Source organism: Microbacterium sp. 1262, assembly GCF_040544895.1.
Lineage (GTDB): Bacteria > Actinomycetota > Actinomycetes > Actinomycetales > Microbacteriaceae > Microbacterium > Microbacterium plantarum.
Map to the genome: position 1 here is coordinate 2,760,988 of NZ_JBEPKU010000001.1, position 12,033 is coordinate 2,773,020.

10 protein-coding genes are annotated in these 12,033 nt (G+C 69.1%); all 10 read left to right on the forward strand.

What is annotated here, in order from left to right:
- Positions 1 to 114: 114 nt before the first annotated feature.
- Positions 115 to 1,377, forward strand: a complete 1,263-nt coding sequence (locus tag ABIC53_RS13145; protein WP_274179183.1) for an ABC transporter substrate-binding protein — start codon at positions 115 to 117, stop codon at positions 1,375 to 1,377.
- The gene (locus ABIC53_RS13150; RefSeq protein WP_274179184.1) at positions 1,374 to 2,636 is read left to right on the forward strand and encodes an ABC transporter substrate-binding protein; all 1,263 of its coding nucleotides are present in this window, start codon (positions 1,374 to 1,376) and stop codon (positions 2,634 to 2,636) included. The genes ABIC53_RS13145 and ABIC53_RS13150 overlap by 4 nt, the downstream gene beginning before the upstream one ends.
- A 118-nt stretch (positions 2,637 to 2,754) precedes the next feature.
- Positions 2,755 to 4,854, forward strand: a complete 2,100-nt coding sequence (locus tag ABIC53_RS13155) for a DUF6259 domain-containing protein (RefSeq protein ID WP_274179185.1) — start codon at positions 2,755 to 2,757, stop codon at positions 4,852 to 4,854.
- On the forward strand, positions 4,851 to 5,843 hold the full coding sequence (locus tag ABIC53_RS13160) for a carbohydrate ABC transporter permease (RefSeq protein ID WP_023953595.1): 993 nt from the start codon (positions 4,851 to 4,853) through the stop codon (positions 5,841 to 5,843). The genes ABIC53_RS13155 and ABIC53_RS13160 overlap by 4 nt, the downstream gene beginning before the upstream one ends.
- Positions 5,840 to 6,676 (forward strand): carbohydrate ABC transporter permease, encoded by an 837-nt coding sequence (locus tag ABIC53_RS13165; protein ID WP_112615319.1) that lies wholly within the window; start codon positions 5,840 to 5,842, stop codon positions 6,674 to 6,676. Before ABIC53_RS13160 ends, ABIC53_RS13165 begins: the two co-directional genes overlap by 4 nt.
- A 3-nt stretch (positions 6,677 to 6,679) precedes the next feature.
- On the forward strand, positions 6,680 to 9,457 hold the full coding sequence (locus ABIC53_RS13170; protein ID WP_274179186.1) for a glycoside hydrolase family 2 protein: 2,778 nt from the start codon (positions 6,680 to 6,682) through the stop codon (positions 9,455 to 9,457).
- Positions 9,454 to 10,173 (forward strand): Type 1 glutamine amidotransferase-like domain-containing protein, encoded by a 720-nt coding sequence (locus ABIC53_RS13175; RefSeq protein WP_274179187.1) that lies wholly within the window; start codon positions 9,454 to 9,456, stop codon positions 10,171 to 10,173. The genes ABIC53_RS13170 and ABIC53_RS13175 overlap by 4 nt, the downstream gene beginning before the upstream one ends.
- Before the next feature lie 62 nt (positions 10,174 to 10,235).
- Complete coding sequence (locus ABIC53_RS13180; protein WP_274179188.1) at positions 10,236 to 10,625, forward strand: DUF2256 and DUF3253 domain-containing protein; 390 nt, start codon at positions 10,236 to 10,238, stop codon at positions 10,623 to 10,625.
- A gap of 60 nt (positions 10,626 to 10,685) precedes the next feature.
- On the forward strand, positions 10,686 to 11,078 hold the full coding sequence (locus ABIC53_RS13185) for an ArsR/SmtB family transcription factor (RefSeq protein ID WP_114587591.1): 393 nt from the start codon (positions 10,686 to 10,688) through the stop codon (positions 11,076 to 11,078).
- Positions 11,078 to 12,022, forward strand: a complete 945-nt coding sequence (locus ABIC53_RS13190) for a cation diffusion facilitator family transporter (protein ID WP_274179189.1) — start codon at positions 11,078 to 11,080, stop codon at positions 12,020 to 12,022. Before ABIC53_RS13185 ends, ABIC53_RS13190 begins: the two co-directional genes overlap by 1 nt.
- Positions 12,023 to 12,033 lie beyond the last annotated feature (11 nt).

Sequence of the window (12,033 nt, forward strand, 5' to 3'; positions counted from 1 at the left end):
GTCTCAATTCGGTAAACACGCGACGAATGAGGCGCCAACGTGTAGTCTCGCTACCAATACCCGGACGTCGCGCCTCCAGCGGGCGTCGACCATCGATGAAGACAGGGAGAAGCCATGAAGAAGTGGCTCAAGGGGACAGCATTCGTCGGAGTCGCGCTCGCGACCGTCGGCACTCTGGCCGGGTGCGCGGGTGACGCCGGCGGCGGGAAGACGGAGCTCAGCTTCCTGATGTGGGGCGACGGCGGTGACACGCAGAAGGCGTACGAGGACGTCATCGCGTCGTTCGAGGAAGCCAACCCCGACATCACCGTCAACGCGGAGTTCTTCAACACCAACGACTACGACAACATCCTCAAGACCCGCCTCTCGGGCGGGGCCGGTCCGGACGTCTACGGCTTCGACCTCGGCAACATCGACACGTTCGTCGCCGACGGCTTCGCGGCCGATCTCTCCGACGGCGGCGAGAGCTACCTGTCGAAGCTGACCCCCGAGGCTGCGGAGGATTCGCAGCGCGCGGGTGGCACCTACAACCTGCCGATCTCGCTCTCGGGCAACGGTCTCATCTACAACAAGGCGCTGTTCGACCAGGCCGGCATCACCGAGGAGCCCACGACCTACACCGAGCTCCTGGCGGCCTCGGAGAAGCTCAAGGCCGCGGGCATCACGCCCTTCGCGATGAGCGCGCAGGACAACTGGTGGCCGCAGTTCATCGTCTACTACCCGCTGGCCGAGCACGGTGCCAACGAGGAGCTGGGGGCCGAGATGGCTGCCGGCAAGACGACGTTCTCGGACAGCAAGGCGTGGGCGGACTCGCTCGACATCGTCCGCGAGCTCACGCCTTACTACATGCCCAACCCGGTCGGCACGAGCCAGACCGCCGCGCAGTCGGCGTTCCTCAGCGGCCAGGCGGCGATGTTCCCCGCTACGTGGATCCTCTCCGACGCCCGTGACGCCGACCTCGATGTCGAGTACATGAACTTCCCGACGACGGATGACGGGGCCGACACCATCTGGGGCACCTACCAGGTGCGCTTCGGTCTCAACCCGAACAACGGCGACGCCAAGCTCGATGCCGGGCAGAAGTTCCTGGACTACTTCATGCAGGACGACGTCTACACCGAGTTCCTCGGCAAGGTGAAGCTCTTCCCGACCACGACCGGCATCGAGATCGGCGCCGACGTCGACCCGCTGTTCCCCGACATGCAGGCGTCGTGGGAGGGCAAGCAGTTCGTCGCGGCGTTCTCGCCGACCGACCCCAGCATCCAGGACGCGCTGCTGGTCGGCCTGCAGAACATCATCAGCGGTCAGCGTGACACGCAGCAGGTGCTCGCCGATCTCGACACCGCTCTCGCCCAGTACGTGGCGAACAACCGATGACGCACGGCCCCCGTGTCCGTCTCGCGAGCGCGGCCGGCGTGGCCGCGCTCGCGGCGGCGGCGCTCACCGGATGCGGCAGCGCGGGCGACGGCGGGACCGAGCTCAGCTTTCTCATGTGGGGCGACGGCGGCGACAACCAGAAGGCGTATGAGAAGGTCATCGCCGCCTTCGAGGACGCCAATCCCGACGTCACCGTCAACGCCGAGTTCGTCAACACCAGCGACTACGACAACGTGCTGAAGACTCGGCTGTCGGGAGGCGCGGGGCCGGACGTCTACGGGTTCGACCCGAAGAACCTCACCGACTTCATCCAGGACGGCTTCGCCGCCGACCTGTCGTCGACGGACTTCCTCGGACGGCTCGACGCTGCCGCGGCACTCGAGGCGACGCGCGATTCGGGCGGCGACGGCGCCTACTACGTGCCCATCTCGCAGTCGGGCAACGGGATCATCTACAACACGGCGCTGTTCGAGCAGGCCGGCATCGGCGAGATCCCGCAGACGTACACCGAGCTGAAGGATGCCGCCGAGAAGTTGTCGGCTGCAGGGATCGTGCCGTTCGCGATGTCCGCTCAAGACAGCTGGTGGCCGCAGTTCATCGCGTACTACGCGATGGCGGAGCACGTGTTCCCGGCCGAGCCCGACATCATCGACGAGCTGCTCGCGGGGGAGACGACGTTCGCCGAGACGCCCGGCTACGAGAGTGCTCTGGATGTCGTCGAGGAGCTGGTGCCGTACTACATGCCCGACCCGGTCGGCACGAACCAGTCGGCCGCCAAGACGGCATTCCTCTCGGGCAAGGCCGCGATATTCCCCGCGACCTGGATCCTCTCCGACGCCCGCGCTGCCGGCGTCGACCCGGGGTACATGAACTTCCCCACCCTCGACGCCGACGTGGCCGACATGTGGGGAAGCTACCTCGTGGCGTGGGGCATCAACCCGGGCAACGACAAGGTCGACGCGGCCGAGCGCTTCATCGACTTCTTCTTCCAGGACGACGTCTACGCCGAGTTCTTGACGGGGGTGAAGGCCTTCCCGGTGACCGAGGGGGTCGACGTCTCGTCGGTGGACCCGCTGTTCGGCGACATGGCGGACGCCTGGCAGGGCAAGACGTTCCGCCCGATGGTGCTGCCCGCGCACCCGCAGCTGCAGGAGACGCTGCTGGTGGGCATGCAGAACCTCATCGCCGGCCGGACCGACTCGGCGTCGGTCATCGCGGAGCTCGACGCAACGCTCGAAGAGATCCGCGCATCTCGGTGACCAAACGGTAGCTTCGCTACCCAGGACCCCCGATATCTGCTCGTTTGGAGCGATATCGGGGGTCTTCTCCCGTCATTCGTGTAGTGTGGCTACACAACGCAACTCAAGGAAGTGTTCCGTGACCCAGCTCCTCACCCTCGAGGGCCCGCACCTGTCGATCGCCTTCGATGCCCGCACCGGCGGCCTCGTGCGATTCGATGATGGCAGGGTCGGCCCGTGGCTGGAAGAGGCGAGCGCGGGTTCGCTGTTCGTCGTCGAGGTCCCGCGCGGCGGCGACCGCACCGTCGTCGTTCAGACCGCGCAGCAGACGCTGTCCCACCACGAGCTCGCTGCCGGCGGCAACGCTGTGACGCTGCGATGGCTCGACCCCATCACGTCCGCGGGCGAGAGGCTTCGCGGTGACATCACGGTCACCGCGGCGATCGAGCAGGCCGGTCTCCGGCTCACGCTCTCGCTCGACCTCGAGGAAGGCGGCGTCGAAGCCGTGCGTTTCCCGTCCGTGCGCGGCGTGAGGCCGACGACGGCCGAGCTCGAGCTGCGCGGGGTCGACTACTCCACCGGCACGCGCGTGGGCCTGCTGCCCGTGTTCGACAGCAACGCCCCCTATTGGGGCACGATGTTCCCGGACTACGCCAGCGGCAACCTGCGGCCCGAGCTCGTCGGCAACCCCACCTCCCCGTTCGTCGCCCTCGTGACCGATGCCGGCGGCATCACCGTCATGCCGGCGGAACCGACGCTCGACTTCATCGGCTGGCGTGCGTCGCTCGAGCCCGGATTCGCCGACAGCCTCGCCCGCACCGCCGGGCTCGATGCCGCCGTCACGCTCGACGCCATCCACTTCCCCGCCGCGACCGGCAACCGCATCGAGCTGCCCGCGATGTCGCTCACGCCGTACGCGGGTGACTGGACCGGTTCGCTCGAGCCGTACCGCCGCAACCAGGCGCCCACCCGGCGTTCACGCGCGGCCTGGCTCGCGGAGCCCCGGCTCTGGCTGCAGGTGCAGCTCATGTCGACCGAGGGCGAGCCCCGCTACGACTTCGACGACCTCGTCGACATCATCGAGGAGTGCGCGTCGACCGGGGTCGGCGCGATCCAGATCGTCGGCTGGAACGAGGGCGGACAGGACGGTCTCGTCCCGTGGCACCGCCCGGCGGCGAAGCTCGGCGGACCCGCCGGCCTGCAGCGTGCGCTCGATCGCGCTCGCGAGCTCGACGTCGCCACCGTGCTCTACGTCAAATATGTGTGGGTCGAGAAGCCCGGCCCGAACTGGGAGGAGCTCGAACCCTTCGTGTCGCGTGACCCCCACGGCCAGCCCTACGCTCAGCCCGGGCCGGTCTACCACTCCTCGCGCAAGCGCTACGGCATCAGCACCCCCTGGTACGTGCCGCTGTGCTTCGGAGTACGCGAGCTGCGCGACCGCATCGCCGGCGAGGTCGCCGAGATGGCGTCCTGGGGCGCCGACGGCATCCTGGCGGACGAGTCGCTCTACCACGGACGCGCTCTGCTGTGCTTCGCCGACGATCATGGCCATCCCGTCGGCGCGAGCGCCTTCACGTGGGACGCGGCGTACATCGACGACATGCGCGCTCGCCTCGGCGACGCGGCCGACACCTTCGTCATCGCCGCCGAGGGCGCGTACGACGCGCAGTTCGAGGACTACGACGTGTCGTACTTCCGCAGCGCATCGCCCCACCACCGTCCCGTCGGCAGGATGCTGCGCCCCGGCGCCCGCATCGTCACCGCGCTGACCGGGTTCGACGAGCACGGGATGATCGCCCAGAGCCTGCTCGACGGCTATGCGATGAGCTTGGAGCCGTTCAACTTCAAGGGACGCCCGGCCGACATGCCGGCGACCGTGGAGCGCGCGCGCCGCGCCGAGGATGTCCGCCGCCGCTATGCGGAATGGCTGTGGAACGGCGAGCTGGTGGCCGACGCCGCCGTCACGGTGACGGCGGCCGACGCATCCGGCTCGGCCGCGCTGGTTCGCCACACCGTCTGGCGACGGGGGCAGGACGACTCCTCGCGCGTCGTCGTCGTCGCGAACTTCGGTGACGCGCCTGTGCGGGTGCGCATGGGCGGTCTTCCGGCCGGCTCGCTGATCGTGCGTCTCGACGGCTCGGCCGACACGAGCCTCGACGCGACAGACGCGATCCTCACCATCGACCCCCGCGACGCCGCCGTCGTGGTTCCCCCGACCGACCCGATTGGAACGACATGAGCAGCACGCGCGTCGAAGATCCTCGCGTCCTCGCCTTGGACGACCCGGAGAACGTGACCGCCCTCCGGAAGCGCACGACGCTGAAGGAACGCCTCTGGACCGGCCGGAGCTCGGCCGGGAAGTTCTGGGTGGCGATCTCGCCGGCCCTGATCCTGTACCTGGTGTTCACGGTCTACCCGATGGGTCAGGTCGTGGTGGCGAGCTTCACCGACGCCCGCGGATTCAACCGCGCGTGGGAGTTCCTGGGGCTCGACAACTTCGTGCGGATCTTCTCGGGCGACCCGGTGCTGATGGAGGCGGTGGGCAACACCGCGATCTACGGATTCTTCAAGATCGTCGTGCAGACGGTGCTGGCGTTCCTGTTCGCCGTGCTGCTGCACCGTCAGTTGCGGCTCGGCAATATCTACCGCGCGATCTTCTTCGCGCCGATGGTGATCTCGCCGGTCGCGATCGTGTTCGTGTGGAGCTTCATGTACGACCCCACCACGGGGACGTTCAACACCATCCTCCGCAGCCTCGGGCTCGGCGGCCTCGCGCAGGACTGGCTCGGCAACTACGACCTCGCCCTCTACAGCGTCATCCTCGTCGACCTGTGGAGCGGCCTGGGCTTCAACATCGTCATCTTCCTCGCCGGACTGTCGACGATCCCGGGTGAGATCCTCGAGGCCGCGAAGGTCGACGGGGCGCGCGGCTGGAAGGCCCTGCGCTTCATCACGCTGCCGCTGATGATCCCCTCGATCGGCCTGGTGCTGGTGCTGTCGATCAACGGCGCGCTGCGCGCGTTCGACACCGTCTATCTGATGACGAGAGGCGGGCCGGGCAACTCGACACAGCTGTATATGACCCAGGTCTTCCAGGAGGGCATGGTCAACAACAACTTCGGCTACGCCTCGGCCATGGCCGTGCTGGTCATCATCGTGCTCATCGCCATCGCAGCGGTGCAGAACCGCCTGAACAACCGCATCGCCGCGGAGGAGGAGGGTCGATGAACAGCCGCACCACGACGCGTCTGCTGCGACGCGTCCCCGTCAACGTCCTGCTGATCATCCTCAGCATCCTGATGATCTACCCGCTCGTGATCATCGTGATCACGGCGTTCAAGCCCAACCTCGAGGTGCTGACGAACCCGACGGGTCTGCCGATCTCGCCGACTTTCGACAACTTCGTCACCTCGTGGAACGAGGCGAACTTCACGAACCTGTTCGCGAACTCGATCCTGCTGACGCTCGTCAGCATGACCGTCGCGACCTTCGTGGCCGCGCTCGCCTCGTACGCCATCGTCCGTCAGGCCACGAAGATCGGTTCGGGTATCTACCTGCTGCTCGCCGCCGGCATCTTCCTGCCGATGCAGCTCGCGCTCGTGCCGCAGTTCCGCGTCGTGCGCGACCTCGGGCTGATCAACAGCTACGCCGGTGTCATCCTGCTCTACATCGCGGGAGCCCTGCCCTTCGGCGTCTTCCTCATGGCGGCGTTCATGCGGCAGGTGCCGCGCGAGATCGTCGAGGCCGCGATCATCGATGGCGCCGGCTACTTCCAGCTGTTCTGGCGCATCTTCTTCCCGCTCGCACGCCCGGCCGTCGCGACCTTCTGGGTGCTGCAGGGCGTCGGCGTCTGGAACGACTACCTCGTGCCGCAACTGCTGCTCACCGACCCCGGCAAGCGCACGCTGACGACGGGTGTCCTGTACTTCAAGGCGCAGTACCTCGCCGACTGGGGCAACATCATGGCCGCCGTGCTGATCATGAGCCTGCCCATCCTGCTGCTGTTCGTCTTCGCCCAGCGCTACTTCGTCAGCGGCCTGTACGCGGGCGCGGTGAAGTAAGCGGTGGCGGCGTCGCTGGACGGCATCGAACGCGAGCGGTGGCTGAGCTCCCCGCTGCTCGGAGACCGCTGGATCGAGCACCACGCTTCGGTCCCGTCGCGCGAGGCGCAGGTCGCGAGGGAGGGTGCGGTCGCCGAGGCGCCCGCCGGTTCTCAGGCCGACGTCGTGTCGCTCGACGGCGAGTGGTTGCTCGCGGGGTCGCTGCCGGGGCGGGAGTTCTCGATCGAGCGCTGGCTCGGCGACCGATCGGATGCCGCGCGGCGCAGCCCCGTCGGCTGGCACCGGCCCGACACCGACCGGTCGACGTGGGTGACGGCGACGGTCCCGGGCACGGTGCAGGGGGCGCTCGTCGCCGCGGGAGTCATGGCCGACCCGCTCGTCGACGACAACACCTACGCCGAACTCACCGAGCACGGCGTGCCCGAGGAATGGCCGTGGTACTTCCGCCGCACCCGGATCGAGCAGCAGGAGTGGTGGTACGCCCGTCGCTTCCGGGTGCCCGAGGACTGGCGGGGCGACCGCATCCGTCTCTCGTTCGACGGCCTGGACTACGCGGCGTCCGTGTTCGTGAACGGTCGGCCGGTCGCGCGGCACGTCGGCATGTACGGCGGACCGGATGTCGACGTGACCACGGTGCTCGATCTCGACGCCGAGAATGAGATCGTCGTCCGCATCGATCCGCCGCCGCGCGACTGGCATGGCGTGATGAAGCCGTCTCCCGGCTGGGGCTGGCACTACGGGCATCTCATCTCGATGGGCATCTGGCGCGGCGTCCGACTCGAGCGCGTGCCCGCGGTCGAGCTCGCCGATCTGGCGGTCGTGGTGACCGACGCCCGCGAGGGCGCGGCACGGGTGCGCGTTCAGTGGGATGTCGTCGCGCCTCACGGCCGCGCGGAGTCGGGGCCGGAGTCGCTTGCGGTGTCGGTGACGATCCGCGATCCCGAGGGCGTCGCGGTCGCCGAGCTCGGGGTGTCGGCCGCCGCCGGCCCCGACCTGACGCGGCACCACATCGAGATCGACGTGCCGGATGCGCGGCTCTGGTGGCCGTTCGGGTATGGCGAGCAGCCGCTGTACACGGCCGAGGTGCGGGCTGCGGGGCAGGCGCTCGCCACCCGGTTCGGCATCCGCTCGGTGCGCATGGAGCCGTTGGCGGGCAGCCACGGGCCCGACGTCTACGACTGGCGCTTCGTCGTCAATGGGCGTGAGCTGTTCCTCAAGGGCGCCAACTGGTGCTGGACCGATCCGATGGCCCGCCGCGGCTTCGAGGTCGATCGGCACATCCTCGACCTCGTCGTGCACGGAAACCTGCAGATGCTCCGCGCGTGGGGTGGCGGGACGATCGAGAGCGACGAGTTCTACGACGAATGCGATCGTCGCGGCATCCTCGTGCTGCAGGAGTTTCCGCTGACGTTCGGGCTCGATTCGACGGGCGCCGACCTCGCGACGATCGACGAACAGGTGTCGCGCATCGTCCGCCGGCTGCGCAATCATCCCTCGCTCATCATGTGGGGCGGGGGAAACGAGAACCCCGCGACGATCACCTCGGACGATCTGCTGACGGTCATCGGGCGGCGGGTCGCGCAGTACGACCCCGAGCGGCCGTTCCACCGGACCGACCCGTGGGGCGGCAGCGAGCACTTCTACGGCGTGTATCACGAGGGCATGCCCGTCGAGGCGTACACCGGCCTGCTGCCGGCGGTCTTCGGCGAGTACGGCCTGTCGAGCCAGTGCGACCTCTCGAGCATGGCGCGCTTCCTCGACCCCGGCCTGCTCGACCAGTGGCCGCCGCCCGAGCACGGGGCGATCATGCAGCACCAGTCGCAGTTCTCGCTGTTCGATCTGTTCAAGCAGGCGCGGTACGCCGCGTACGGGCCGATTCGCGACTGGCGCGCGTTCGTCGAGTACTCGCAGCTGGGGCAGGGGGATGCGTTGCGGTTCGCATCGGAGCGGATGCGCGCCCACAGCGGCGACAAGACGTCGGCCTACTGGTTCTACAAGATCGGCGAAGCGTTCCCGGGGGCGTCCTGGGCGGTCATCGACTACTACGGCGTGCCCAAGCTCTCGTACTACCGCGCGAAGCAGTTCGGCGCCCCGGTATCGGCGTATGCGACGTACGAGAAGTTCGACTGGTCGGCGACCGAGACGTTCCGCGCCCGCATCCACGTATCGAACGACACGCCCTCGACGGTTGTCGGCGCCCGGTTGTTCGTGCGCCTGTACGACGCCGATCTTCGGCTCGTCGTCGAGCACGAGTCGAGGGTCGACGTCGCGGCCGATGGTCGCGTGGACGCCACCGAGATCGTCGCGCCGCTCGGCGGGCGGCCGGTCGAGCCGCTCGTCCTCGCCGTGACGCTGCAGGATGCCGCGGGCGGGCGGATCTCGTCGCAGTGGTACCCGTTCAACCATCAGCGGAAGGATGCCGCGCTGCGCGCGCTGGAGGCGCGGCCCCTCGACGAGGCCGCCGCGACGCCGGTCGCCGAGTTGCTGCAGCCGTATGCGGAGCTGACCTCGCCCCTGTCGGAGCTGCCGTCGACTGCCGTGTCGGCGCATGTCGAGGATGACGCCATCGTCGTTCGCAATGTCGGCGAACATCCGGCGCCGATCGTGCTCATCGATGGGTTCCCGCACGGGCTGGGGGCGGTGCTGGACGACAACGCGTTCGGGCTCGATGTCGGCGAGGAGCGCCGCGTGGGCTTCGCGTTGCCCGGGGGGTCGGAGCGCGACGGGCTCGGCGGCGTTCGCGTGCGAGCCTGGAACGCACCGGAGGTGATGCTCTCATGAGCAAGAGTCGGACGATCCTGGCCACGTGCGGCGGGTGGAGCCCCGCGCAGTGGGGCGATGTCGAGTTCAGCCCGCTGCAGCGGTACGCCCTCGACCTGACCGGTGTGACGGGACGGCGGCCCCGGGTCGCGTTCGTGAACACCGCCGCGGGGGACCAGCGCGTCGACGAGGGCCGCGAGCTGGCGGCCGCGCAGCAGCTCGGAGTGGACGCCGTCCACATCCGGTTGTTCGGGCGGAACCAGCCGGACCTCCGCGAGGCCGTGCTGGCGAGCGATCTCGTTTGGGTCGCCGGTGGTAGCGTCGCGAACCTCCTCGCCGTGTGGCGGGTGCACGGATTGCCCGAGGTGCTCGCCGAGGCGGCGGATCAGGGGACCGTGCTGGCGGGCACCTCGGCCGGCGCGATCTGCTGGCACGTCGGCGGCCCCACCACGACGTTCGGGCCGGTCGCCGTGATCGACGACGCGCTCGGTTTCGTCGACCGATCGGTCGGGGTGCATTACGACTCGCAGCCCGACCGGCGCCCCGCTCTGCAACGCGCGATCGCCGACGGAACGTTGCCGAACGGGTTCGGCCTCGACGAGGGAGCGGCGGTGCTCTACGTCGACGGCGAGCCGGTCGAGATGCTCACCGAGTCGGCCGACGGTGCGGTGTGGGCCGTCGAGCGCGATGGCGACGGTGTCGCCGAGACTCGCTGCGAGACGCGCCTGCTCACCTGAACGCGTCCGGGGCGCGTGTCAACGGCCCGACCCGAGGCCCGGAACGCGCGCAGACTGGACGCATGCCTCGAGCCGCCGCCGCCGCGACCCCGCCGCCGAAGACCTGCGCGTCGTGCGGTCGCGAGATGCAGTGGCGCGCGAAGTGGGCGAAGAACTGGGACGAGGTCCGCTACTGCTCGGATGCCTGCCGCCGTCGCGGCATCCGTCCCGTCGACGCGCAGCTGAGCGAGAAGATCCTCGAGCTGCTGAGCGCTCGCGCCGCGGGGGCGACGATCTGCCCCTCCGAGGCGGCGCGCGCCGTCGGCGGCGAGGAGTGGCGCGACCTGATGGAACCCGCGCGCCGTGCCGCGCGGCGGCTCGTCGCCGACGGCGAGGTCGAGATCACGCAGCGCGGTGCCGTCGTCGACCCGTCGACGGCGAAGGGGCCGATCCGCATCCGCCGCGCCCGCTGACGCCGCCGCGCCGAACCCCTATCTCATATCGGGTCTGCGCGATATCATCGCTTCGTGGCGATGAATGGATCTCTCGATGCTGGTGTCCCGGTGGAGCTGGACGCGCGCGCGACCGAGGTCTACGCACACCTCTTCCAGGCGCTCGCCGACCCGACCCGGCTCGCCGTGCTGCAGCATCTGTCGTACGGCGAGCACCGTGTTCGCGATCTCGTCGAGCACGTCGGGCTCGCGCAGTCGACCGTGAGCAAGCATGTCGCCTTCCTGCTCGAGTGCGGGCTCGTCTCGGTGCGACCCGACGGGCGATCGTCCTGGTACGCCCTCGCCGAGCCGGAGGCGACCGCGCGACTCATCAATGCGGCCGAGGCGTTGCTGGGCGCGACGGGGACGAGCGCGACGCTGTGCGGGCACCTCCGGCGGCCCCGCGCCATCGCCGGCGAGGCCGAGGCCAGCTGATGGGCGCCGGACACGACCACGGCCCCGTGAACGCGGCGCAGGCGGGCCAGCCCGCCGACTTCCGGGTGAAGCTCTGGATCGCCTTCGGGATCACTGCGGCGATCGTCGTGACCCAGGCGGTGGGTTCGATCGTCACAGGCAGCCTCGCGCTGCTCACCGACACCGCCCATGCCCTCACCGATGCCTCGGGCCTGCTCGTCGCGCTCGTGGCCGCGAACCTCATGATGCGGCCGGCCAACGCCCGCCGGACGTGGGGCTTCCGCCGGATCGAGGTGATCGCCGCTTTCGCCCAGGCAGCGCTGCTGCTCGTGGTGGGCGTGTACGCCGCGATCGAGGGCATCCGTCGCCTGTTCGAGCCGCCCGAGGTTCCCGCCCTGGAGCTGCTGGTGTTCGGCGTCGTCGGCCTCGTCGCGAACATCGTCGCGATCGCGGTGCTGTCCTCGAGTCGCGGCGCGAACTTCAACATGCGCGCGGCGTTCCTCGAGGTGCTCAACGACGCGCTCGGGTCCGTCGGCGTCATCGTCGCGGCGATCGTCATCGCGACGACCGGATTCGCGCAGGCGGATGCGGTCGCCGGGCTGTTCATCGCCGCCCTCATCGTGCCCCGCGCCGTGAAGCTCATGCGCGAGACGGCGTCGGTGCTGATGGAGTTCACGCCGCAGGGGCTCGATCTCGACGACGTCCGCGCACACATCCTGCGCCTGGACCACGTGACCGACGTGCATGATCTGCATGCGTCCACGGTCGCGTCGGGGCTTCCGACCATCACGGCGCACGTCGTCGTCGAGGACCGGTGCTTCACCGACGGCCATGCGGCCGAGGTGCTGCAGGAGGTGCGCTCGTGCGTCGCGGAGCATTTCGAGATATCGGTGCTGCACTCGACGTTCCAGATCGAGAACGAGCGCATCCGCGACGAGGAGCCCGATTCGGTCCGACACGACTGACGTCGGGCGTG